Annotated in this window: 22 protein-coding genes and 3 pseudogenes; 16 read left to right on the plus strand and 9 right to left on the minus strand. The window is 72.5% G+C overall.

Going from position 1 to position 22,824, the window contains the following annotated elements:
- Positions 1-182: 182 nt before the first annotated feature.
- The 7 genes from OG946_RS12215 to OG946_RS12245 form a co-directional block, all read right to left on the minus strand.
- The gene (locus OG946_RS12215) at positions 183-1,616 is read right to left on the minus strand and encodes an NAD-dependent malic enzyme (RefSeq protein WP_326796145.1); all 1,434 of its coding nucleotides are present in this window, start codon (positions 1,614-1,616) and stop codon (positions 183-185) included.
- Positions 1,617-2,002: 386 nt separating this feature from the next.
- Entirely contained in the window at positions 2,003-4,291 is a 2,289-nt protein-coding gene (locus tag OG946_RS12220) for a HelD family protein (protein WP_326796146.1), read from the minus strand.
- Between the two features lie 152 nt (positions 4,292-4,443).
- On the minus strand, positions 4,444-5,163 hold the full coding sequence (locus OG946_RS12225) for a zf-HC2 domain-containing protein (RefSeq protein ID WP_326796147.1): 720 nt from the start codon (positions 5,161-5,163) through the stop codon (positions 4,444-4,446).
- Positions 5,160-5,708: a sigma-70 family RNA polymerase sigma factor gene (locus OG946_RS12230; RefSeq protein ID WP_181790006.1), complete on the minus strand. Its 549-nt coding sequence runs from the start codon at positions 5,706-5,708 to the stop codon at positions 5,160-5,162. The genes OG946_RS12225 and OG946_RS12230 overlap by 4 nt, the downstream gene beginning before the upstream one ends.
- A 70-nt stretch (positions 5,709-5,778) precedes the next feature.
- A complete protein-coding gene (locus tag OG946_RS12235) occupies positions 5,779-6,927 on the minus strand; it encodes a uroporphyrinogen-III synthase (protein ID WP_326796148.1) in 1,149 nt (382 codons plus the stop codon).
- 52 nt (positions 6,928-6,979) lie between these two features.
- Entirely contained in the window at positions 6,980-8,365 is a 1,386-nt protein-coding gene (locus OG946_RS12240) for a nitrate/nitrite transporter (RefSeq protein WP_326796149.1), read from the minus strand.
- Positions 8,366-8,586: 221 nt separating this feature from the next.
- Positions 8,587-9,504, minus strand: a complete 918-nt coding sequence (locus OG946_RS12245; protein ID WP_326796150.1) for a GTP-binding protein — start codon at positions 9,502-9,504, stop codon at positions 8,587-8,589.
- Between the two features lie 262 nt (positions 9,505-9,766).
- Here OG946_RS12245 and OG946_RS12250 point away from each other — a divergent pair, with 262 nt between their 5' ends.
- From OG946_RS12250 to OG946_RS12285, 9 genes and pseudogenes are all read left to right on the plus strand, one after another.
- Positions 9,767-10,603: a hypothetical protein gene (locus OG946_RS12250; RefSeq protein WP_326796151.1), complete on the plus strand. Its 837-nt coding sequence runs from the start codon at positions 9,767-9,769 to the stop codon at positions 10,601-10,603.
- 200 nt (positions 10,604-10,803) lie between these two features.
- Positions 10,804-11,025 carry a helix-turn-helix domain-containing protein gene (locus OG946_RS36065; RefSeq protein ID WP_442814330.1) on the plus strand — a complete coding sequence of 74 codons (222 nt, stop codon included), beginning with the start codon at positions 10,804-10,806 and terminating at the stop codon, positions 11,023-11,025.
- Between the two features lie 17 nt (positions 11,026-11,042).
- Positions 11,043-11,411 carry a helix-turn-helix domain-containing protein gene (locus OG946_RS36070; RefSeq protein ID WP_442814607.1) on the plus strand — a complete coding sequence of 123 codons (369 nt, stop codon included), beginning with the start codon at positions 11,043-11,045 and terminating at the stop codon, positions 11,409-11,411.
- 501 nt (positions 11,412-11,912) lie between these two features.
- On the plus strand, positions 11,913-13,382 hold the full coding sequence (ltrA, locus tag OG946_RS12260) for a group II intron reverse transcriptase/maturase (RefSeq protein ID WP_326796152.1): 1,470 nt from the start codon (positions 11,913-11,915) through the stop codon (positions 13,380-13,382).
- Between the two features lie 113 nt (positions 13,383-13,495).
- Positions 13,496-13,657: pseudogene (locus tag OG946_RS12265) on the plus strand (IS630 family transposase); the annotation flags it as partial.
- A 181-nt stretch (positions 13,658-13,838) separates the two neighbouring features.
- A complete protein-coding gene (locus OG946_RS12270; RefSeq protein ID WP_326796153.1) occupies positions 13,839-14,171 on the plus strand; it encodes an ArsR/SmtB family transcription factor in 333 nt (110 codons plus the stop codon).
- A gap of 5 nt (positions 14,172-14,176) precedes the next feature.
- A complete protein-coding gene (locus tag OG946_RS12275) occupies positions 14,177-14,620 on the plus strand; it encodes an SRPBCC domain-containing protein (protein ID WP_326796154.1) in 444 nt (147 codons plus the stop codon).
- Positions 14,617-14,739, plus strand: coding sequence for a hypothetical protein (locus tag OG946_RS12280; protein ID WP_326796155.1), 123 nt, complete (start codon positions 14,617-14,619; stop codon positions 14,737-14,739). Before OG946_RS12275 ends, OG946_RS12280 begins: the two co-directional genes overlap by 4 nt.
- Positions 14,733-15,821, plus strand: a complete 1,089-nt coding sequence (locus OG946_RS12285) for a serine hydrolase domain-containing protein (protein ID WP_326796156.1) — start codon at positions 14,733-14,735, stop codon at positions 15,819-15,821. The genes OG946_RS12280 and OG946_RS12285 overlap by 7 nt, the downstream gene beginning before the upstream one ends.
- 157 nt (positions 15,822-15,978) lie before the next feature.
- Here OG946_RS12285 and OG946_RS12290 read toward each other — a convergent pair whose 3' ends face one another.
- A complete protein-coding gene (locus tag OG946_RS12290; protein WP_326796157.1) occupies positions 15,979-16,509 on the minus strand; it encodes a hypothetical protein in 531 nt (176 codons plus the stop codon).
- 157 nt (positions 16,510-16,666) lie between these two features.
- Here OG946_RS12290 and OG946_RS12295 point away from each other — a divergent pair, with 157 nt between their 5' ends.
- The 5 genes and pseudogenes from OG946_RS12295 to OG946_RS12315 all read left to right on the plus strand — a co-directional run bounded on the left by OG946_RS12295 (position 16,667) and on the right by OG946_RS12315 (position 18,233).
- Positions 16,667-16,858 (plus strand): hypothetical protein, encoded by a 192-nt coding sequence (locus tag OG946_RS12295; RefSeq protein WP_326796158.1) that lies wholly within the window; start codon positions 16,667-16,669, stop codon positions 16,856-16,858.
- A pseudogene (locus tag OG946_RS12300) lies at positions 16,842-17,365 on the plus strand (DUF6879 family protein). Before OG946_RS12295 ends, OG946_RS12300 begins: the two are co-directional and overlap by 17 nt.
- An 8-nt stretch (positions 17,366-17,373) precedes the next feature.
- Positions 17,374-17,553 carry a Scr1 family TA system antitoxin-like transcriptional regulator gene (locus tag OG946_RS12305; protein WP_442814331.1) on the plus strand — a complete coding sequence of 60 codons (180 nt, stop codon included), beginning with the start codon at positions 17,374-17,376 and terminating at the stop codon, positions 17,551-17,553.
- On the plus strand, positions 17,553-17,777 hold the full coding sequence (locus OG946_RS12310; protein ID WP_326796159.1) for a DUF397 domain-containing protein: 225 nt from the start codon (positions 17,553-17,555) through the stop codon (positions 17,775-17,777). The genes OG946_RS12305 and OG946_RS12310 overlap by 1 nt, the downstream gene beginning before the upstream one ends.
- Before the next feature lie 86 nt (positions 17,778-17,863).
- Positions 17,864-18,233 (plus strand): annotated as a pseudogene (locus OG946_RS12315) (hypothetical protein).
- 22 nt (positions 18,234-18,255) lie between these two features.
- Here the strand turns inward: OG946_RS12315 and OG946_RS12320 are convergent.
- Entirely contained in the window at positions 18,256-19,224 is a 969-nt protein-coding gene (locus OG946_RS12320) for a LysR family transcriptional regulator (RefSeq protein WP_326796160.1), read from the minus strand.
- Between the two features lie 92 nt (positions 19,225-19,316).
- On the opposite strand from OG946_RS12320, the gene OG946_RS12325 reads away from it, so the two are divergent.
- Positions 19,317-20,783, plus strand: coding sequence for an MFS transporter (locus tag OG946_RS12325; protein ID WP_442814608.1), 1,467 nt, complete (start codon positions 19,317-19,319; stop codon positions 20,781-20,783).
- Between the two features lie 282 nt (positions 20,784-21,065).
- Entirely contained in the window at positions 21,066-22,703 is a 1,638-nt protein-coding gene (locus OG946_RS12330) for an FAD-binding oxidoreductase (RefSeq protein ID WP_326796162.1), read from the plus strand.
- Positions 22,704-22,824 lie beyond the last annotated feature (121 nt).

Below are 22,824 nucleotides of genomic sequence, written 5' to 3' on the forward strand. Positions count from 1 at the left end.
CGTGACAGCGCCTCGCGCCCGACTACGCATCCTGCCCTCACCTGCGGCGGAAACGCCAATCCGGCGCCCTGGCGCGTCGTACGCCGCAGCCCGTCCATCCGCACACTTATGACGTACGCGCGGCCCGAAAGCCAGCCGACGCGCCGGGGCCCGGCCCGTTCCCACGCGGGGTGCAGGGGCGGTTACGGCCCGGTGGTGGGCGGCGCCGTCACGCCCGCGGCCTGGGCGGCGTCGCGGACCGCGTCGGCGACCGTGGGGGCCACCCGGTCGTTGAAGACGCTCGGGATGATGTAGTTCGGGTTCAGCTCGTCGTCCTGGACGACGTCGGCGATGGCGCGGGCCGCGGCGATCATCATCTCGGAGTTGACGGTCCGCGAGTGCGCGTCGAGCAGGCCGCGGAAGACGCCGGGGAAGACGAGCACGTTGTTGATCTGGTTCGGGAAGTCGCTGCGCCCGGTGGCGACGACCGCGGCGTGCTCGCGGGCGGCGGCCGGGTCGACCTCGGGGTCGGGGTTGGCCAGCGCGAAGACGATCGCGTCGGACGCCATGGCGGCCACGTCGCCGCCGTCGATGACGTCGGGGGCGGAGACGCCGATGAAGACGTCCGCGCCGCGCACGGCGTCCTTGAGGGTGCCGGTGAGGCCGTCGCGGTTGGTGTTCTCCGCGATCCAGCGCAGCGCGCTGCCGGGCGGGGCGTCCACCAGGTCGGCGCGGCCCGAGTGGACGACGCCGTTGATGTCGGCGACGACGGCGTGCTTGGCGCCGGCGTCGATCAGCAGCTTGAGGATCGCCGTCCCGGCGGCGCCGGCCCCGGACATCACCACGCGCACGTCGGCCAGCTCCTTGCCGACCACCCGCAGCGCGTTGGTGAGCGCGGCGAGCACGACGATGGCGGTGCCGTGCTGGTCGTCGTGGAAGACCGGGATGTCCAGCGCCTTGCGCAGCCGCGCCTCGATCTCGAAGCAGCGGGGCGCGGAGATGTCCTCCAGGTTGATGCCCGCGAAGCCGGGCGCGATGGCCTTGACGATCTCCACGATGGCGTCGGTGTCCTGGGTGTCCAGGCAGAGCGGCCAGGCGTCGATGCTCGCGAACCGCTTGAAGAGCGCCGCCTTGCCCTCCATCACCGGCAGCGCGGCCTTGGGCCCGATGTTGCCCAGGCCCAGGACGGCGGAGCCGTCGGTGACGACGGCGACGCTGTTGCGCTTGATGGTCAGCCGGCGGGCGTCCTCGGGGTTCTCGGCGATCTGCATGCAGACGCGGGCGACGCCGGGGGTGTAGATCATCGACAGGTCGTCGCGGTTGCGGATCGGGTGCTTGGACTGCATCTCGATCTTGCCGCCGAGGTGCATGAGGAACGTACGGTCGGAGACCTTGCCGACGACGACGCCCTCGATGCCGCGGAGCTTCTCCACGATGGAGCGCGCGTGGTCGGTCGAGGCCGCGGCGATGGTGACGTCGATGCGCAGCCGCTCGTGTCCTGAGGCGGTGACGTCGAGGCCGGTGACGCTGCCGCCGGAGGACTCGACGGCAGAGGTGAGCTGGCTGACGGCGTTGCCCCCCGCGGGGACCTCCAGCCGGACCGTGTTCGAGTAGGAGACGCTTGGCGCCGTTGCCATGGCCGTGTGTTCCCTCTTGTGTGGTGAAGCCACGGGGCGTGACACGCCCCGCTGCGGATCGGATCGATGGTCGCACCTACTGGGCGGTATCCGGAAACCCTCCGGAAGGCGGAATCATTTTTCCGCAGAACGGTATCGCGGGGAACGGGCCGGGAGGTGGACCGGGACCGGGCCGGGACAGGCCGCAGGCCGGGTGCGCGGCCGCTGCCGCACACCCGGCCCGTACGAGCCTGGTGGCACCGACCCGCCAGCTCGCCTCGCGGCAAGTGGGCGCTCGAAGCGCCGATGGTTGGGCCCGGGGGCATGGATCGGGCCGGTGCCGTACCCAGGCTAACAAACCCTCCCCGTAAGGCCATTCCCGTCTCGGCGGCCCCTGTGGCGCCTTTTCACGGACGCAGCAGGTCGGGGACGCCGTCGGCGTCCGGGAGGTCAGGGGCCGTGGCGACGACCGCCAGCCGCTGCGTCGCCCGGGTCAGGGCCACGTACAGCACCCGCAGGCCCGCGGGCGACTCGTCGGCCATCTCCGCGGGCGAGAGCACCACCGTCGCGTCGTACTCCAGGCCCTTGGCCTCCAGGCTGCCCAGCACCACCACGCGCTCCCCCAGCTCCGTGAGCCGGCCGCGGGCCTCCTCGCGGCGGCCCATGGGCACCACGACGCCCACCGTGCCGTCCACGTCCGCCAGCAGCCGCCCGACCTCCGCGCGCACCGTGTCGTACGGATCCGCCCCCGCCGCCGCGAACGCCGGCACCACCCCGGTCGACCGCACCGCCTCCGGCGGCTCGGTGCCGGGCATGGCCAGCGCCAGGACCCGGGAGGCGACCTCGGCGATCTCCGCCGGGTTGCGGTAGTTGACGGTCAGCGTGAAGCGGCGGCGCGGGCGGCGGCCCAGCGCCTCCGTACGGGCCGCGGCCGCCTCGTCCGGGTCCGGCCACGAGCTCTGCGCCGGGTCGCCGACGACCGTCCACGTCGCGTGCCGCCCACGGCGGCCCACCATCCGCCACTGCATCGGCGTCAGGTCCTGCGCCTCATCGACGATGACGTGCGCGTACTCCTGCCGCTCCTCGTCCCGCCTGCGTACGGCGGGCGCGGTGCGCTCCCCGTACGTCGTCAGCTCCTCCAGGCCCGTCAACTGGTCCAGCGGGTCCAGCTCCCGCGGCCTGGCCGGCTTCGCGGGCGCGCCGAGCAGCACCTGCAACTCGTCCAGCAGCGCCACGTCGTGCACGGTCAGCCCGTCGCGGGCCAGCGAGCGGGCGAGGCCGCGGACCTCGCCGGGGTTCAGCACGCGCCGCGCGAAGCCCGCGAGCCGCCGCTCGTCGGCGAGCGCCCCGAGCACCGCGCGCGGCGTCAACTCCGGCCACCAGGCGTCGAGGAAGGCGAGGAAGTCGTCCTCGGTGGAGATGTCCTCGTCGAACCCCGCGCGCGCCTCCGCGGCCAGCTCCGGGTCGTCGTAGCGCGGCCTGGCGCCGGACTTCTGCCACAGCGCGTCCAGCAGGAAGCGGCGGGCCCTGGCCCGCAGCAGGTTCACCGGCGCCGTACCGCCGAGGACCGCCTGCCGTACGCGCCGCAGGTCCCGCGCGTCCAGCTCCACCCGGGCGCCGAACGCGACCACCCGCAGCCGCTGCGGCACGTCGCCCGCCGTCAGCGCCCCGCGCGCGGCCCGGCGCAGCACCCGCACCATCCGCGCCGAGCCCTTGACCCGGGCCACCCGCGGCTCGTCGTACAGCGTCGCCTCCGCGCCCTCGACGAGCGAGCCCACCGCGCGGATCGCGACCTGCCCCTCCTCGCCCAGCGACGGCAGCACGCCCTCGGTGTACGCCACGAGCAGCGGCGTCGGGCTGACGACGAGGATCCCGCCCGCGTACCGCCGCCGGTCCTGGTAGAGCAGGTACGCGGCGCGGTGCAGCGCCACCGCCGTCTTGCCGGTGCCGGGGCCGCCCTCGACCTCCGTGACGGACGCGGCGGGGGCGCGGATGACGGTGTCCTGCTCGGCCTGGATCGAGGAGACGATGTCGCGCATCGCGTGCGTACGGGCCCGGCCCAGGGCCGCCATCAGCGCGCCGTCGCCGACGACGGGCAGCGCGGCGCCGGCGAGCGTCACCGACAGCTCGGGCCGCAGCAGGTCGTCCTCGACGCCGAGCACCCGGCGGCCCTTGGAGCGGATCACGCGGCGGCGCACGACCCGGCCGGGGGCGACGGGGGTGGCGCGGTAGAACGGCGCGGCGGCGGGGGCGCGCCAGTCGATGACCAACGGGGCGTAGTCGGCGTCGAGGACACCGAGGCGGCCGATGTGCAGGGTCTCCGCGATACGGGCGCGCTGCTCGCCGCCTTCGCCGGAGGCCGATACGGCGTCGTCGGCGGGCTCGACGGAGGTGTACGCGCCGTCGGGGCCGCGGACGCCGTCCTTGCCGGGCAGGAGGTCGATGCGGCCGAAGAGGAAGTCCTCGAACTCGCTGTTCAGCCGGTTGAGATGGACGCCGGCGCGGAAGACCTGGGCGTCGCGCTCGGCGAGCGCGCCGGGGGTGCCGACCTGGCCGCGCTTGGCGGCGTCGCTCATGAGGAACTCCGCCTCGTGGATCTTCTCCTCAAGGCGGTCGTACACGCGGTCCAGATGTTCCTGCTCGGCCTGGATCTCGCGATCCCGGACGGAGTCCGGGGCGGTGATGTGCGCGGTCACCCGCGGCCCCCTTCGTGCGGACAAGGCAGCCGTTCACCTTACCTCTCGCGAGGGGGCGACCGGAGGTCAGCCCAGGTCGGCGGGGGTGTGGGGCGGGGGTGCGGCGGCGGGTCGCGGCCGTCACGTCACACGACACGGCCGGGCCGCCGCCGTCAGCCCGCTTCCGCCGGGACGATCACCAGTCTGTCGCCCTCCGACGTGACCACCTCGAAGTGGTCGATGTCGTCCGGGGACATGCTCGTGCCGCCCGAGGTCCGCAGGCTGTTGCCGCCGCCCTGGCCGCTCGCGCCCGCGTTCCTGCCGTCTCCGGCGCCGTAGCCGTCCGCCGGGACGCCCCAGCTCGTGACCGTCTCGTGCGAGCCGTCCTTGCCCACGGCCTGGAGGTCGCAGCGGCGCGGGCCGCTCACCCCGCGTAGATCCAGGTCCACGCTCGTGCCCCAGGTCACCGGGCGCATGCTGATCCTGGCCTCCACACCCGTCTCCGGGTCCACGGCCCTGACCTCCTGTCCCGCGACGTCCGCGCGCCGCTGCTCCGGCGCCGGGTCGTCGCCGGTCAGCACCACCGCCGTCACCACCGGCGCCGCGACCGCCACCACCGCCGCCGCCGTCACCGCGACGATCAGCCGCCGGCGCACCCGGCGCTGCCGGGCCCGTACCGCCGTCAGCTCCGTCAGCAGCCGGTCGAGCGCGCCCGGCGGCGGCTCCTGCGGCGGTGGTACGTCCGCCAGCATGCCGGCGACCGGCACCAGTTCCGCCAGCGCGGCGGCGCACCGCTCACAGCCGGCGAGATGCTCCTCGAACCGCTCCGCCTCGTCGTGCTCCAGCGCGCCGATCGCGTACGCCCCGACGTCCGGATGCCGTTGTCCGGTCACGGCACCACTCCCCGTTCCTCCAGCGACAACCGCAGCGAGCGCAGCGCGTAGAACACCCGTGAGCGCACCGTCCCCGCCGGTACGCCCAGCACCTCGGCCGCCTCGTTCGCCGTCCGGCCCTTGAAGTACGTCTCCACCAGCGCGGCGCGGTGGGCGGGCGTCAGGTCGGCGAGCGCGTCGGAGATCGTCATCAGCCGCAGCACCCGGTCGGTGTCGTCTGCGGCCGGGACGCTCTCCAGCGGCGCGGGGTCCGTCTCGCGCGGGCGCGCCTGCCGGCTGCGGTGCCCGTCGATCACTATCCGGCGGGCCACGGTGACGAGCCAGGGCCGCACGGAGCCGTCGGCGGCCGCCAGTTCGTCGGCGTGCCGCCAGGCGCGCAGCAGCGTCTCCTGTACGACGTCCTCCGCCCGGTGCCGGTCCCCGGCGACCAGGCGCAGCACGAAGCCGAAGAGCGGGCCCGCGTGCTCGCGGTAGAGGACCCGCATCAACTCCTCGTCGGGAGTCGGCTTCGAGCGCTGCGCTGCCACCACGGCATCGTCCCGCATCCCTCACCTCCGGGTCGAGGAGTACGGGGTCCGCCGCCGGGGCGTTCAACGGTCCGCCCGCGCGGATGCGTTATGGCCGGACCTCGGCGTATTTGTCGTCCGTGGGCGGGTCGAGGGACAGCCGGTAGCCGCGCTTGACGACGGTCTGGATGAGCTTCGGCACCCCCAGCGCCGTACGCAGCCGGGTCATCGCCGTCTCCACCGCGTGCTCGTCGCTGCCCGCGCCCGGCAGCGCGCGCAGCAGCTCCGCGCGGGAGACGACCCAGCCGGGCCGGTGTGCAAGGGCGCGCAGCAGCGACATGCCGGCCGGCGGCACAGGGCGCAGCGCGCCGTCGAGGATCACGGCGTGGCCGCGGATCTCCATGCGGTGTCCGGCCACCGGCAGCGTCCGTACGCGCCCGGGGAGTTCGAGGGCGACGAGCTGGACGAGCGGCCCGAGGCGGTAGCGCTCCGGCTGGGCGGTCGGCACGTCGTGCCGCTCCAGCGGCAGCGCCGTGAGCGGCCCGACGCAGGCGGGCAGCACGTCGTGGCGCAGGGCGTCGAGGACCTCCTCGCGGCAGTGCCGGGCGGCCGCCCGGTCCAGGAAGCTCGCGGCGGCCGGGGCGCTGGTGAACGTCACGGCGTCCACGCCGCGGGCGGCGACCGCCTCCAGCAGCCGGTCCAGCGGCGCGGGGTCCTCCGGCGGCATCCAGCGGTAGACCGGTACGACGATGACCTCCGCCCCCGCGGCCCGTAGCGACTCGACGAACCCCGGCAGCGGCTCGCCGTGCTGCTGCAGCGCCACCCGCCGGCCCTCGGCGCCCTCGGCGAGCAGCCGCTCCAGCACCTCCGCCATCGACTCCGACGCCGGCGACCACGACTCGGTCAGCCCCGCCGCCCGGATCGCGCCGCGCACCTTGGGCCCGCGCGCCAGCAGTTCGACGCCCGCCAGCTTGTCGAGCAGCGCGTCGCCGAGTCCCCAGCCGCCGGCGGCCTCGACCCAGCCGCGGAAGCCGATGGCGGTGGTGGCGAGGACGACGTCGGGAGGGTCGCTGATGAGCGCCTTGGTGGTGTTGAGCAGTTCGTCGTCGTCGTGCAGGGGCACGATCCGCAGCGCGGGCGCGCGGTGCACGACCGCGCCGCGGCGGGCCAGCAGCGTGCTCAGCTCGTCCGCGCGGCGGGCAGCCGTGACTCCGACGGAGAAGCCCTCCAGGGGTTTGACCTCGGCGGGTACGGTCATGGTTCGCTGCTCCCCCGGTCGGTGCCGTTCGTGCCGTGCCATGGTGCTCCGTTCACACCCCCGCGTAGGCGGGCTGCCGCGGCTCCGGGCCGTCCGCGCCGTCCGCGCGCGCCGCGGGCGTGCGCGGCCCGCGCAGGTACACGACCCAGGTCACCACGAAGCACACAGCGTAGAAGACGAGGAACGCCACGCAGGCGGCCGTGCCGTTGCCGTTGGCGAGGAACGACTGCCGGAAGGCGAGGTTGATGCCCAGCCCGCCGAGCGCACCGACCGCGCCGATCAGCCCGATCGCGGCGCCGGACAGCCGCCGCGCGTACGCGTTGGCCTGCTCGCCGCGCAGCCCGAGGGCGAACGCCTTGGCCTGGTAGATGCCGGGGATCATCTTGTACGTGGAGCCGTTGCCGAGCCCGGAGAAGAGGAACAGCCCGACGAAGCCCACGAGGTAGACGGGCAGCGACTCCCGTACGGACGCGAAGACGACGACGGCCGTCGCGCCGGCCATCGCCGCGAAGTTCCACAGCGTGATCCGCGCCCCGCCGTACCGGTCCGCCAGCCAGCCGCCGACCGGCCGGATCAGCGACCCGAGCAGCGGCCCGATGAACGTCACGGCCGCGGCCTGGAGCGGGGTGCGGTCGAACTGGGTCTGCAGCACAAGACCGAAGGCGAAGCTGTAGCCGATGAACGAGCCGAAGGTGCCCACGTACAGAAACGACATGATCCACGTGTGCGCGTCCCTGACCGACTCCTTCGCCGCCCCGGTGTCGTTCCGTACCGGCGCCAGATTGTCCATCCGCCACCAGGCGAGCGCCGCGGCGACCAGGATCAGCGGCATGTAGATCCCCAGCAGCACCCGCGGCCGCCCGTCGCCCGCGACGGCGATGACGAGCAGGGCGGCGAGCTGGATGACGGGCACCCCGATGTTGCCGCCGCCGGCGTTGAGCCCGAGGGCCCAGCCCTTGCGGTGCAGCGGGAAGAAGGCGTTGATGTTCGTCATCGAGGAGGCGAAGTTGCCCCCGCCGACTCCGGCGAGCGCGGCGACCAGCAAGAAAGTGCCATACGAGGTCCCGGGCTCCATCACGGCGAACGCGGCGGCGGTCGGCAGCAGCAGCATCAGCGCGCTGAACACCGTCCAGTTGCGGCCGCCGAAGCGCGCGACGGCGAAGGTGTACGGCACCCGCACGCAGGCGCCGACCAGGGTGGCGACGGAGACGAGGAAGAACTTCCCGGCGGCGTCGATGCCGTACTCGTCGCCCATGAAGAGGACCAGGACGGAGAAGAGAGTCCAGATGGAGAAGCCGATGTGCTCGGAGAAGACGGAGTAGAGGAGGTTGCGGTTGGCGGTCTTCTCGCCTGTCTCCGCCCAGAACGCCTCGTCCTCGGGATCCCACTCCTCGATCCAGCGCTTCCCCTTGCGCGCGGTCTGCCCGGAGCCGGTCATCGCAGCCGTCCCTGCCCTTCGTCGGCGTGCCGCCACCCGCGGGCGGGGCGGCGGATCTGGTTCAGGGTGACCGTAGGGACGGTGGGTTTCCACCCTGTGTTGACAAGTGACGCACGCGCAACCTTGCCCTCACTCAAGGGGGACTTGACAGGTGAGGAAACGGTGCTCAGGGCGGGTGGACGGGCCTGGTTCGGGGGCTGGACCAGGGTGTTTACCGGGATTCACCTGGATGTAACAGGGGGCGGGGCGGTGGCCGGGAGCCGGTGGACGGGGCGGGGGTAGGCGGGGTGGAAGGCGGCGGGGGGTGCAGTGGCCGACGTCGCCGCGCCCGCCCGGGCGTCGGCGGCGCGCACCGCGGCGGCCAGGGCGGCGTCCAGTTCGGCCGCGGGGCAGGCGAGGCGCGCGTTGACCAGCACCCGCGCCGACCGCATCGCGCCGCCGTCGGCGTCCACCGCCGGCGCCCGGCCGTCGCCGACCGCGGACGCCTTCGTCGTCCGGCCGTCGGGCGCGGTGAGGTGGACCTTGGCGTGGCCGACGAGGGCGGCGCCGGCGGTCAGTTCGGCGAGCAGGGTCGCGGCCCAGCGGGCGGAGGGGAAGCCGGCGGCGGAGTGCGGGGCGCGGACCTCGGCGGTGTGGTTGAGCCAGGCGAGGCGGGCCTCGGCGGCGGCGTAGCGGTCGTAGTCGATGACGAGGTCGCGGTCGCGGCCGGCGCCCGCGCCGGGTACGCCGGGTACGGCGGGGACGCGGGGCGGCGCGGGGGCGGCGGAGCCGGCGTGAACGGCCGGGTCGGCGGGGGCGATCGGGTCCGCGGGAGCGGGGAGGTGCACGGCGTCCGCGCGGCCCGTCAGGGTTTCGGCGAGGGCCGGCAGGCCCGCGCCGGTACGGGCCGAGTACGTCAGCAGAGGTGTGCCCGGGTGCAGGGACGCCAGCGCGGTCCGTACCGCGGCCGACAGCGCCGGGTCCACGGCATCCGCCTTGTTGAGCGCGATCACGTCGGCGTCGGCGAGCTGCCGGTCGAAGAGGTACGCGAGGCCCGCCTCCCCGGCCCGGCCGAGGGCCGCGAACCGGGCCGGATCCACCACCGTCAGCAGCGGCGCGACGCGGAACCGCGCCCCGTACCGCAGGCGCAACGGCCGCACGACCGTGGCCTGGAGGTCCGTACAACTGCCGACCGCCTCGGCGGTTTCGCCAGGCTGTAGGGCTGTGGCCTGGGGAAGCGTGTTCGGGTTGGTGCGTTTTCACGCACTAAGCGGTGTCGGTTCAGGGTGCCGGGATGGCGTTCATCCGCCGGGTCCGCACGGGTCGAGCCGACGCCGACGGTGACAGGACTGGTGCCCGAGCCCGGCGAGCCGGTCCTGTTCGACGTTGCGGGGCAGCACTCGCGTGGTGAGCAGGGCCATGATGACCGCGCTGGTCGGGGTGGTCGTGACCGCGTCGCAGATCACGCGACGCCCTCATGACCGTTCATCAATCGCCGATCCACGACGGCAGGCGCAACCGAATTTTCGCCGGCCAGTGCTGCGTGTTTCCGCAACGCTCACGCACCCGCCGGGGGTGAGCGCGACGCAGAGCCGTCGAGGCTGTCATAGTCGCGTCATGACACGAAGGTTGACGATCGCGGCCGCCGTGCTGGCCGCGCTGTGCACTTTGTCCGCATGTGGTGACGACACGGGCGGCGAGGACAGGTCGAACCCGTCGGCCGTGACCGAGGGCCAGGCTGGTGCGTCCGAGGATGGCTCGGACAGCGACGGGTCGAGCCCGTCGGCCGGGGCCGAGGACGGGGCCGAGGACCAGACCGGTGGCGCCGAGGACGGTTCCGGCGACGCCAATGAGTTGACGGGAGCCACGGTGGTCCCGGCTGATCAGAGCGACGTCACCACCGAGCAGGTCTGCGGGGCGATCCCCGTCGCCGAACTGCCGGTCCCGGTCGACGAACTGAAACCCTTCGACGACCCCTCGCTGGTCGAATGCATGATCGACCGCACCGACAACGAGGACATCACCACCGCGGTGAAGTTCTCGGCCGACACCGAGGTCGGTGGTGACGGAACCACCATCGACGGTCGTGATGCCAAGGTCCTAGAGGCGCCCGGTGTTGGCTGCCTGGTGGAGTTCAGCCGAGGCGACGACTCGGTCAGCGTGGAACTGGCGACGGTCGAGTCCGCCGGCGCTGAGGGCATGTGTGACACAGCTCAGGCGATCGCCGAGGCTGTCGCGCCGTACTTCCCGGAGGACTGAGCCCGACCGCGAGCCGCTGAGCCCGTCCGGCGCGACCCGGCGGCCTCCTGACTTGGTCACGCGGTCGGGTTTCGCCAGGCTGTAGGGCTGTGGCCTGGGGAAGCGTGTTCGGGTTGGTGCGTTTTTCACGCACTACTGAGCTTCAAAGGGTGGTGTCGTGTGGGCTGACGCCTCGTGATCCCTGCAGGTATGCCGGGTGGGTGAGGTACGCACAAGGCGGTGGGCTGACCGAGGAACGGCGGGCCTTCCGCGAGAAGTTACGACTTGAGGCAGCCGAGCGGTTCCGGGCCGGCGACGACAACGCGGTGATCGCCCGTGACCTGCGGATCAGCGTGCGGTCGGTGCAGCGCTGGCGCAGGTCTGGTCACAGGGCGGAACACGAGCCCTTGCATCCAAGGGACCGGCGTCACGGCCGCTGCTGAGCGACGAGTTGTTCATCGTGCTGGAGGCGGAGCCGGCCAAGGGCGCCCTCGCGCACGGCTGGCCGGACCAGACCTGGACCCTGTCGCGCATCAAGACCTTCATCGGACGCCGCCTCCACAAGAGCTACACCGTCCAGGGCGTGGCCGCGCTGCTCAGGCGGCACGGCTGGAGCTGCCAGGTCCCGGCCCGCCGCGCGATGGAGCGCAACGAGGCGGCGGTGGCCGGCTGGGTGAAGGAGCCCTGGCCACAGGGGGAAGGACCGCGGCGGCGCTCGGCGCCTGGCTCGTCTTCGAATTGCGCCGTGAGGCGCTGTGATTCGTGTGGAGGTGAGAGACCTTCACCGCTGACCTGTCGTAGCAGGGATGTGGAGCTGAGGGCAGCCTGATCCGGGTGATGCCGGGGAGGGCGGGAGCGGCCCTGACAAAGCCGGGACGTGCCAGTACTGCCAGATGGTGCGGGTCCGGCGAGCGGGATGGAGAGGAGTACGCGAGGAACCGGCGTCTTTACGTCTCTTAACGACTACACCGGCTCGAACCTGGCGGATCTGGGCCGGAAGCGGTGCGCACTCGTCGCCTGGTGGCGGCGGGGAACTCCTGGGCCGGTGTTTCGAAGCCGGTCGGGAGGCCACGAGGAAGGTCTACGGCGTACTCGTGGCGATGCCGCAGGGACACAGTCGGGCTCCTACTCCAACGAGCGAATCACAGTGAACACGGGAACCACCCGTTCTCAACTCCCCGGTCGTGCACGGCCAGTGCCCGGTTGGGGATAGGTGCATCGACAGCCGAACGGTCCGGGTGGGGCGGAGCCGCCGTAGTACTCCGAGCCGGGGAAAGCCCGCGCACATGGGGAAGGGCGGCAGCGGTATCGAGAAGGGAAGGAGGCTGCAATGCCGAAAGACGCACCGCTGAACAGCAGTGCTCTGCTGGAGGCGGACCCGGTGGGTCCACGCCAGCGGGTATCGGAGATGCAGGCCAAGCTTCACCGTTGGTCGGTGGCCGATCCTGGTCGCCGGTTCGATGATCTGTTCAACCTCGTGCATGACCCGGCGACGCTGATCGTGGCGTTCGAACGGGTCGCCGGCAACCGGGGCGCCCGCACTCCCGGCGTGGACGGCCTGACGGCCGCCGACGTCGAGAAGCGATTCGGGGTCCCGGGGTTCCTGGACGACCTACGGGCCCAGCTCAGGCTGGGCTCGTTCCGGCCGCTGCCGGTGCGGGAGCGCAAGATTCCCAAGCCGGGCGGGTCGGGGAAGGTTCGGCGGCTGGGGATTCCCGTGATCGCCGACCGGGTCGTCCAGGCCGCGCTGAAGCTGGTGCTGGAGCCGATCTTCGAGGCCGACTTCAAGCCGGTCTCCTACGGTTTCCGCCCCAAGCGGCGGGCCCAGGACGCGATTGCCGAGATCCACTTCTATGGCACCCACGGCTATCGGTGGGTGCTGGACGCGGACATCGCGGCGTGCTTCGACGAGCTCGACCACGTCGCGCTGATGGACCGTGTCCGGGGCCGGGTCAAGGACAAGCGGGTGCTGGCGCCGGTGAAGGCGTTCCTGAAGTCCGGGCTCCTCACAGAGCTCGGGGAACAGCAGGAGACGTTCACCGGCACGCCGCAAGGGGGCATCGTCTCCCCTCTCCTGGCGAACATCGCCCTGTCGGCGCTTGATGAGCACCTGCACCGGGCATGGGAGCCGGACGGGGAGCTGTCCACCAGCGGTCGGCGTGAACGGCGGAGTGCCAAGGGCCTGCCCTCGTGGCGGCTGGTCCGCTACGCGGATGACTTCGTCGTCCTGGTCAAGGGGACCAGGCAGGACGCCGAGGCACTGCGCGAGGAGGTCGCCCAGGTCCTCGCACCGATGGGGTTGCGGTTCTCGGAAGCCAAAACCCAGCTGGTGCATCTGAGCGAGGGGTTCGACTTCCTGGGGTTCCACATCCAGTGGCGCCGCAAACGCGGAACGGACAAGTGGTACGTCTACACCTTCATCGCCGACCGGCCTCTCCGGTCGGTGAAGGCGAAGATCCGTACCCTCACCCACAGAACGTCGCAGCAGGACCTGGCCGTGGTCCTGGTGAACCTCAACCAGGTCACCCACGGATGGGCCAACTACTTCAGGCATGCCGTCGCGAAGCGCACCTTCAGCAGCCTGGACAACCTCGTCTGGTGGCGAGTCGTCCGGCTGCTGCAAGAGCGGCATCACTGGAACTGGACGGACGTCCGCAGACGGCTCACCACCCCCACCGGGCGGTGGCGGCCGATCAGCGCGGGCGAGATCGAGTTGCGGAAGATCAGCGCGATCCCGGTCACCCGGTATCGCTACCGCGGCAACACGATCCCCACCCCATGGACCTGCGAGACCGTCTGACGGCAGAGACCGTGGAGAGCCCGTTGCGTCGAGAGGCGCACGGCGGGTTCGGCGAGAGGTCCGGGGAAACGGACCGGGAGCAATCCCGGCACCGCGCCCCGGGCCTACTCAGCGACGAAGCCGGATTCTCGATGACGCCGCCGACCACCCGCACCTGGTCCCGCCGCGGACACACCCCCGTTGTCCGCGTGCGGGGCCGCTCCCGCCGCCGCTTATCCGTCGCCGCCCTGGTCTGCTACCAGCCCGGTCAGCGCCCCCGGCTGATCTGCCGGCCCGGCCCGCAACGCCCGGGCACCAGGCGATCCTGGACGCCCTGAACCCACCCGGCGACGGCGTCACGCACTCACGCGTTTGACCCAACTCAGGTCCCGGTCCAGCGCAGCCGGTGCGTTGCCCCCGGGACCGGAAACTCGCAGCCTCCTCGACTTCGCGGCTCGAACGAGTAAAGTTAAGTACATGCTTAAGTATGAGGAGGCGGCGGACCGGGTGTTCCACGCGCTCGCGGACGCGAACCGGCGGGCGGTGATCGAGCGCCTGACCCACGGCCCGGCCACCGTGAGCGAGCTGGCGGCCCACCTCGGGGTGACCGTCGCCGCGACGGTCCAGCACCTGCGGGTGCTGCAGGACAGCGAGCTGGTGCGGTCGGAGAAGGCCGGGCGGGTCCGTACCTGCCAACTCGATCCGGCCGGCCTCCGGAGCGCCGAGGCGTGGCTGCAGCGTCGGCGCACGGCGTGGGAGCACCGCCTGGACCGCCTCGGCGCGGTCCTCGACGACCAGACGAAGGAGTGAGGATCATGACCGACCACCCGGTGAAGCACAGCACGTTCACCCTGGAGCGGACGTACACCGCTTCCCCCGCCGCGGTCTTCGCGGCCTGGTCCGACCGCGACACGAAGGCGAAGTGGTTCGCGGCCCAGGACGACCGCTACTCGCTGGACTTCCGGGTCGGCGGCACCGAGGCCGTACACGGTGGCGACGGGACCGGCCTCGTCGCGCGGAGCGAGTACCACGACATCGTGCCTGACGAGCGCATCGTCTACACCACGGCCCTGTTCACCGGCGAGGTCCTGTCGACCGTGTCGCTGACCACCGTGCGGTTCACCCGTGACGGCGACGGGACCAGCCTGGTCCTCACCGAACAGGGCACGTTCCTTGACGATCGGGAACAGCCCGAGTGGCGCGAGCAGGGCACCGGCGACTGGCTCGACGCCCTCGGCCGTCAGGTGGCCGGGCGATGACGGTGGACGGCGGCCGGCGGACCCACGAGTCGCCGGAGACCCGCACCCGGGCGTCCGGCCCCCGGTCGGCCGCCGCCGCAGCCGCCGGCCACACCGTGCCGCGCGGCGAGCTGTGCTGACCCTCCGGCAACGGGTCCAGGACGTCCTGGACGAACTCGCCGCCGGTGGGGCCGAGACCGGCGTGCAGGTCGCCGTCCACCATCGGGGCCGTCGGGTCGTCGACGCCGTCGCCGGCGTGGCCGACGGCACGACCGGACGGCCGGTGTCCCCGGAGACCTTGTTCTTCAGCTTCTCCACGGCCAAGGGCGTGACCGCGTTGATCGGCCACCTGCTGGTCAGGGACGGCCTGATCGGCTACGACACGCCGGTGGCGGAGGTGTGGCCGGAGTTCGGGACACACGGCAAGGAGACCGCGACCCTGCGGCAGGTGCTGACGCACACGGTGGGAGTGCCGGCGATGCCCGGCGGCATCGGCCCCGCCGACCTCGCCGACTGGCCACGCATCTGCGCGGCCCTCGCCGGCGCGGAACCGCGGTGGCGGCCCGGCACCCGGACCGGCTACCACTCCTTCACCTTCGGCTTCCTGGTCGGCGAGATCGCGCGCCGGGTCACCGGGCAGCCGGTGCGGCGGCTGTTGCACGACTGGATCGCCGTGCCCCTCGGGATCGCCGGTGAGCTGTACTTCGGCGTGCCCCCGACCGAGTTCGCCCGGCTCGCCCGGCTGGAGGACGCCGAGCCGCAGCCCGCGGAACCGGCGGAGCACGACGGCCTCCTCGCCCCGTGGGAACGGCAACCCCGCGCGTCGATGGGCCACGACCGCGGCTTCCTCCAGGCCGACGTCCCGTCCGTGGGCACCTTCACCGCACGGGGGATCGCGACCGTCTACGCGGCGGTCCTCGACGGCCGGCTGATCGCCGCGGAGCAACTGGAGGAGCTGTCGGCGGTCGCCTTCGAGGGCACCGACCAGGTTTTCGGCAACCCCGCGCGGCTGGCCCTGGGCTACCCGCTCGGTCGCCTCGGCGCCCCGGCGGACGAGGCACCGACCACGTTCGGCTGGCCCGGCGGAGGGGGCAGCTACGCCTACGCCGACCCCGCCACGGAGACGTCGTTCGCGGTCACCAAGAACCGCCTCACCCCCGACTTCGCCACCGCGCAACGCCTCTCGGCCGTGGTGACCGCCGAGTTCGGCCTGCTCACCTGATGCCGTCGCCGTGATCGCAGGTGCGCCGGGTGGGGCCCTGTTGCAGTCGCGAGGAGGCGTCCGCCCCGGCCGGCCACGCACCGGATCGCGAGTCCCGTCCCGTACGAACCCCTCGCCCGCGGCCTCGCCCCTCCCCCGCTCCGGCCCGGCCGCCGGCTCACGGCCTGTCTCCCGGCTGCCACCGGCCCGAGTGCCCGGGCCCGAGGGCCATGTCCCGCCGCGCCGCCGCGTAGTACGCCTCGCGCGCCACCCGCTGCTCCCCGACCAGGGCCGACCACGCACCCGGATCGCGGGTCCCGTCCCGTACGAACCGCTCCATCGCCGCGACCGCCTCGGCCCACGCCCGGCCCGCCTCCACCACCTCGGGCGAGCCGAGCAACAGCATCTCCTCCCAGGCCAGATCGCGGGCCTGCGAGGCATCGCCCAGCCGGGGAGCGGCTTCCTGCGGCGGCAGCGGATGGGGGTTGCCGTCGTTGCCGAGGTGGGCACCGACGCGGAACAGCAGGCTGACGGCCGACTTCACGGCGAGGGCGTAGCCCTGGTACGCGGCGAGACGCCGCTCCTCCCACCGGACGACGCGCTCCCGCCGGAACCGCACCCGCTCGCCGTGCATGACGGCCACGTACGACCCGACAGCCCCGACCACCACACCCACCAGCGCAGGCACCTGCTCCAGAAACCCCGCCACCCCCGCACCGTACCGACTGCGCCTGAGGGCGCGGGGGCGGGTTACGCGGTTTCCTGTTCCGTCAACCGTGATCGCTTGACCCGCGTACCTCAGGCTCGGGAGCATCGAGCCACACGCGGGGTACTGGCAGCGGCGCACGCGAGAGGGCACCGGGACCATGAAGGTCACCAAGCTGGTGAGCACGTGCGATATCAAGGACTGCCCGACGATCTATGCGACGGATCGCGGCACCTTCCTGGTGCAGGGCGAGACTCCGGCCGATCACGGGCTTCAGATTCCCGCTCACGAAACCCTCGTCGAGATCCCCATGGAACTGATCCAGAAGGCCATCCGTGACAACCTCATCTAGAACTCTCGGCGACCTCTGCAATAGGTTCGAGCGGGAGGCGTTCCGCCTGGAGACCCCGGACGACTACAGCCAGTCCGGGAACGTCGACGCCTACCACGCCTACCTTGCCGGGGAACCGCAGCCGGACGACTACAACGCGGGCTGGGTCAAGGAACTGCGCTCCCACACCGGGAAGGGGAAGCGCGTCTACCGAGTGCACATCCTGTCCCGCCCGCTCACGGAGTACCTCAGGTTCGAACTCGGTTGGGGCTACCGGAAGAACATGACCGGCGGCGAGGACTTCTTCATCCTCGATATCACCGGCAAGCCAACCCCCTGGAGAACGTACCGGATTTCTGGTTCTTCGACTCAGCGGCCGTGGCCGTGATGAGATACGACGAAGCCGGGAAGTACCTGGGCTCGGAAGTGCTGCCACCGGAACGAACTGCGGAATTCGCACGGCACCGTGACGCGGCACTCGCCCACGCCGAACCGTTCACCGAATGGTGGGCCGCGTACGGGGCGTGAACAGAGCGATGACGACGCTGCGGCTGTTTCAACCGGCGCTGATCCCCGGCCTGCTCCAGACACCGGAATACATCCGAGCGGTTCTGCGGCGCCACGATCTGAGCGAGGACGGCCTCTCGCCGACGATCAACGGACGGCTTGAGGCGGTCCAACGTGGCCGCGATCAGTCGAGCAGGAAGGTGCAGTGATGCAGAAAAGTTCCGAGCTGTATGCGCTCGACATCGGCGGAGCCTCGTTCGTGAAGGCGTGCGGGGGCCCGTGCACCGAGGGGTGCGTGACCTTGGCCCGTATCGCTGACGACGCCTGGGCTCTGGGCGACAGCAAGCGGCCGGAGGCGCAGCCGCTGCGATTCACCACGGAGGAACTGGACGCGGCCGGGATCGACCCGGCGCGCTTCGGCCTGAACGCCTGATCCTCCCTCCTCCCAGCCGGGCCGGCTCCACCCGCGTCCCCGAAAAAGGTCCGGCCCGGCTGGCACTTCTCGAACGGGAACGACTCGTGCACCACCACGCTTATCTCTGGACCGGGCCGAAAGAGCACTTCGACCAGGAAGCCCTGCGGCGGCCTCCGTACCCCGAGCCGCCCCCGGCCGGAAGCAAGCCGGAACTGAGCAAGGGGTACGGCGCGGTCGCCGCCGAGTTCCCCACGTCGGGAGCGGCTGGCCGAGTACGCGCCCCGGTTCGCGTCGGAGACGGACCGCGACACCACTCGGCTGACCATGCTGGGCGACTCCGCTGCAGAACGGTCGGATTCTGGAACGGACGTGTCGTTCGGCTTCTCCCTCGAACGCCCCACGTATCTGTCCCTGGCCGTGGTGACCTGCTCACCGAGTCGCTCGAAGCGTGAACTGACTTGTCCTGTCAGGTAGTCCAACGCGGGCGCCTGATCGCTCACGGGGTGTGCAGGGCTTGGTCTGCGGCTGGGAGCCAGGCGTCGGGTGGGTGGTGCAGCCAGTCGTGCTGCCTTGCCAGCTTCCGCGCTGCCGTGCGTAGCGCGGTCAGCCCCGGGTGGGTCAGGCCGCTGCGCCAGGCGAGGCTGACCGGGGACAGCGGGACCGGGTTCGTGAGGGGGCGGAGGGTCATCGCGGGGATGGGGGCGAACTCCGTGGTGGCCAGGACCGACCAGCCGTGTCTGTGGACGAGCCGCACGAACTCCGCCTCGCCGTCGATCTCCGGGAACGGTGCCGCCAGGCAGATGTCGTGGGCGGCGAAGAGTTCCCGGGCCAGGTCCGTCCACTCCGCCGTCGCCGCGTTGCCGTCGGCCCCGTACAGGGTCTCGCCCGCCAGCGCCGCCAGCGGCACCTCGGGGCGGGCCGCCAGCGGGTGGGCCGACGGCAGCAGCACCGCCATCGGCTCCAGCCGTACCAGCTCGTGCCGCAGGCCCGCCCGCGTTTCCGGGGCCAGCCCAGCCACCCGGCCGAACGACACGTCCAGCCGTCCCGCCGCGATCTCCGCCGCCGCGCCCGTCAGACCGCTGTGGAACCGCGCGACCAGTTCCAGTTCCGGCGCCGCCGCGCGCGCCGCGTCCAGGACCCGCTGGCCCGTGCTGTAGCGGGCGCCGACGTCGACGAGCAGCGGGCGGGTCCGCGGGTCCGCCGCGGCGGCCAGGTCGTCGTACGCGGCGAGCACCCGGCGGGCGTACGGCAGCAGCCGCTCGCCCTCCGCGGTCAGCCGCACCTGGCGGGTGGTGCGCACGAACAGCTCCGCGCCCAGCTCGCGTTCGAGCCTGCGGATGTCGCGGCTCAGCGCCTGCTGCGCGACGTACAGGCGTCCCGCGGCGCGGGTGAAGTGCAGTTCGTCCGCCACCGCCGCGAAGGCGCGCAGCAGCCGCGGCTCGACGTCCCGGGGTGCGGTCGGCATCCGGCCATTTCACAACGTACGCGCGTGAATGGCCAGCGATCAGGTGTTGGACCCGCGCGGCCGCCTGCGGCCAGCTTTTCCGCATGTCCCCCATAAGCCCGCCGCGGCACCTCCTCGCCCCCTACCGGCGGCTCTTCGCCGTCCCCGGCGCCCGCGCCTTCACCGCGGGCAACCTCGTCGCCCGGCTGCCCATGGGCATGTTCTCCGTCAGCGCCGTCATCATGGTCGCCGAGCGCTACGGCTCGTACGCCCTCGCCGGCGCCGTCCCCGCCGCCGGGCTCGCCGCCACCGCCGTCGTCGGGCCGCTCACCGCCCGGCTCGTCGACCGGCGCGGCCAGGCCCGTATCGCCGTGCCCGCGGCGGCGATCGCCGCGGTCGGCTCGCTGGTGCTCGCGCTCTGCGTCCACCTGCGCGCCCCGGCGTGGACGCTCTTCGCCGCCTACGTCCTCACCGCCACCACCCCCAACACCGGCGGCATGTCCCGCGCCCGCTGGGCCCACGCCTTCCGCGGCCCCGAGCCCGGCAACGCCGCCGCCCTGCACACCGCCAACTCCTTCGAACAGGCCGCCGACGAACTCTGCTTCATGACAGGCCCCGTCCTCGCCGCCCTCCTCTGCACCACCGTCTTCCCCGAGGCGGGCACGGTCACCGGCGCCGTCCTGCTGATGAGCGGCATCCTCCTCTTCGCCGCCCAGCGCGCCACCGAGCCCCCGCCCCTGCCGCGCGCGCCGGGCGAGCGGGCGCGGTCGCCGCTGCGGCGGCCCGGGTTTCCGCCGCTGCTGGCGGCGTTCTGCTGCGCGGGGGCGGTGTTCGGGTCGATGGAGGTCGTCACGATCGCGTACGCGGACCGCCTCGGCCGGCCGGCGGCGGCGGGCGGCATCCTCGCGCTGCTGGCCGCGGGCTCCTGCCTGGCGGGCCTCGTCTACGGGGCGCGGCGGCCGGGGTACGCGGATTCCCCCGCGGGCCCGGGGAGTTCGGACGTGGCGGAGGCATCGGTTGCGAAGACGCCGGTTGCGAAGACGCCGGTCACGGAGGCGCCGGTTACGGAGGCGTCGGTTACGGAGACGCCGGTTGCGAAGGCGCCGGTCACGGAGGCGTCGGTTACGGAGACGCCGGTTGCGAAGGCGCCGGTCACGGAGAAGCCGGTCAAGGAGACGCCGGAGGCCGCGGACACGTCCGCCCCCGAGCCCCTCTTCCTCCGCTGCGTCCTCGCCATGGCCTCCCTCATGCTCCTCCCCCTCCTCGCCGCGGCCACCGGCCGCCTCGTCCTCCTCGCCCCCGCCCTCCTCCTCGCCGGCATGGCCACCGCCCCGACGATGATCACCGGCATGTCCCTCGTCCAGGCCCGTACCCCCGCCGGCCGCCTCAACGAGGGCATGACCCTCGCCGTCACCGCCCTCCTCGCCGGCATCGCCGCCGGGTCCGCCACCGGCGGCTGGGCCGCGGGCGGTTGGGCCGCCGGTACGCCCGCCGCCGCGTATGCCGTCCCCCTCGCCGCCGCCACCGCCGCCGCACTCGCCGCCACCGCGCTCAACGCGACGCGCCGCCCCGCGGCCTGAAGCAGATCCCCGGCCCCGGCGTTTTCCCAGGCGGTCTGTTACATTCCGTTGGCTGCGCTCCGCGCAACGCCCCACCGCAGCCCCTTTCCGGCGGGGTCGACTCCCGCCGAGTATCAGGGAATTGGATACGGGCATTCCCAAACCGGGATTTACGTCCCGGTCGCCCCGGATTAGCATCTTCCCGCATCGAGCGCCGCCCCGACGAAATTCTTCTGCCTACGCAAATGCGTGCCGCCTGACTTTGTGCTGCCCATTTCCCCCTGCGCCGACGGGAGTTTTCTCATGGACAACGTCTCACGCCGGAAAGTACTTCTTTCGAGCGCGGCCGTGGGCGGTGCCGCCGCCCTCGGCACCGGCCAGCTCGCCGCCGCCACCTCCGCAGGAGCCGCCGCCCGCGGCGTACCCGCCTCGACCATCACCCCCGCCGACGCCCGCTATCCCGACTTCGTCTCCGGCAGCAACGGCCGCTGGCGCGCCGGCCCCGAGGCGATCCGGGTGGCCACGGCCACGGAGCAGGTCGTGGCCGCGGTGGAGGAGGCCGTACGGGCCGGAAAGCGCGTCGCCGTACGCAGCGGCGGGCACTGCTACGAGGCATTCGTCTACCACTCCGACGCCCAGGTCGTCATCGACCTGTCGGCGATGAACGACATCTCGTACGACCAAGAGAGACGCGCCTTCGTCATCGAGCCCGGCTGCACGCTGATGGAGGTCTACATGGAGCTCTATCGCGTCTGGGGGGTGACGATCCCGGGCGGTTCCTGCTCCTCCGTCGGCGCCGGCGGACATATCCAGGGCGGTGGCTTCGGGCTGCTGTCCCGGGCGTTCGGGCTGACGGTCGACTACATTCACGCGGTCGAGGTCGTCGTGGTGGACGCCTCAGGCAAGGCCCGCGCGATCGTGGCCAGCAGCGACAAGAACGACCCGCACCACGACCTGTGGTGGGCGCACACCGGCGGTGGCGGCGGCAACTTCGGCATCGTCACCCGCTACTTCCTGCGCGCCCCCGGCACCGAGCGGCTGGCGCCGGAGAAGCAGTTGCCGCAGCCGCCCGGCGAGGTGTACGTGCACCAGCAGTCGTGGCCCTGGAGCAACATCAACGAGGACCGCTTCCGCACGCTGCTGCGCAACTACAGCGGCTTCTACGAGGAGTACAGCGCCCCCGGCAACCCGTACGCCGGCATGTTCAGCATGCTCGTCTGCAGCACGAAGGCCAGCGGCTCGATCTCGATGACGACCCAGTTCGACGCCACCCAGCCGGACGCGGCGCGCAAGCTGGACGACTTCCTCGCCGAGGTCGGCGGCCACATGGGCGACGCCCAGCCGACGACGCTGTCGACGAACGAGATGCGGGCGATGCCCGACCTCTTCGCACCGCAGGCGCGGCCGTGGCTGGTCGCGACCCGCCAGCTCGGCGGCTCCGGCTGGGGCGGGCGGGGCGACTACAAGTCGGCGTACCTGCGGCGGGCGTTCCCGGAAGAGCAGATATCCGCGATGTACAAGAACCTCACCGAGACCGACCAGCGCAGCGCGCTCGTGTCGATCGACTCGTACGGCGCGCAGGTGAACGCGGTCGGCACGGACGCGACCGCGGCGCCGCAGCGGGACTCGATCATCAAGCTCCAGTACCAGGCGTACTGGAGCGAGCAGTCGGAGGAGGCGGCGAAGCTCGGCTGGATCCGGAACATGTACCGCGACGTGTACGCCGACACCGGCGGCGTCCCCGTCCCCAACGAGGTCAACGACGGGTGCTACATCAACTACCCGGACATCGACCTCGGTGACCCGCAGTGGAACACCTCGGACACCCCCTGGCACGACCTGTACTACAAGCAGGCGTACGTGCGGCTGCAGCGGGTCAAGGCCGCGTACGACCCGGGGAACGTGTTCCGCCACGCCCAGTCCGTCCGGCTGCCCGAGTAGGCGGCCGCGGCGGCGGCGCCCGGCCCGGGGCGCAGGGGACCCCGGGCCGGGCGGCGCGCGCGCCGTTCGACGTGTGCCGGGGGCGGGTTCGACTGGCCGGCCCCTTTCGACGGGCCGGGGT

This window comes from Streptomyces sp. NBC_01808 (assembly GCF_035917395.1).
Lineage (GTDB): Bacteria > Actinomycetota > Actinomycetes > Streptomycetales > Streptomycetaceae > Streptomyces.

Bases quoted from the DNA above. Each gene is read 5' to 3' on its own strand.
- OG946_RS12230 (WP_181790006.1), bottom strand. From the start codon at position 5,708: ATGCGGGACGATGCCGTGGTGGCAGCGCAGCGCTCGAAGCCGACTCCC.
- ltrA (WP_326796152.1), top strand. From the start codon at position 11,913: ATGCCGAAAGACGCACCGCTGAACAGCAGTGCTCTGCTGGAGGCGGAC.
- OG946_RS12310 (WP_326796159.1), top strand. From the start codon at position 17,553: ATGCAGAAAAGTTCCGAGCTGTATGCGCTCGACATCGGCGGAGCCTCG.
- OG946_RS12235 (WP_326796148.1), bottom strand. From the start codon at position 6,927: ATGACCGTACCCGCCGAGGTCAAACCCCTGGAGGGCTTCTCCGTCGGA.
- OG946_RS12280 (WP_326796155.1), top strand. From the start codon at position 14,617: ATGACGGTGGACGGCGGCCGGCGGACCCACGAGTCGCCGGAGACCCGC.
- OG946_RS12250 (WP_326796151.1), top strand. From the start codon at position 9,767: ATGACCGCGCTGGTCGGGGTGGTCGTGACCGCGTCGCAGATCACGCGA.
- OG946_RS12215 (WP_326796145.1), bottom strand. From the start codon at position 1,616: ATGGCAACGGCGCCAAGCGTCTCCTACTCGAACACGGTCCGGCTGGAG.
- OG946_RS12270 (WP_326796153.1), top strand. From the start codon at position 13,839: ATGCTTAAGTATGAGGAGGCGGCGGACCGGGTGTTCCACGCGCTCGCG.
- OG946_RS12295 (WP_326796158.1), top strand. From the start codon at position 16,667: ATGAAGGTCACCAAGCTGGTGAGCACGTGCGATATCAAGGACTGCCCG.
- OG946_RS12240 (WP_326796149.1), bottom strand. From the start codon at position 8,365: ATGACCGGCTCCGGGCAGACCGCGCGCAAGGGGAAGCGCTGGATCGAG.
- OG946_RS12330 (WP_326796162.1), top strand. From the start codon at position 21,066: ATGGACAACGTCTCACGCCGGAAAGTACTTCTTTCGAGCGCGGCCGTG.
- OG946_RS12275 (WP_326796154.1), top strand. From the start codon at position 14,177: ATGACCGACCACCCGGTGAAGCACAGCACGTTCACCCTGGAGCGGACG.
- OG946_RS12305 (WP_442814331.1), top strand. From the start codon at position 17,374: ATGACGACGCTGCGGCTGTTTCAACCGGCGCTGATCCCCGGCCTGCTC.
- OG946_RS12320 (WP_326796160.1), bottom strand. From the start codon at position 19,224: ATGCCGACCGCACCCCGGGACGTCGAGCCGCGGCTGCTGCGCGCCTTC.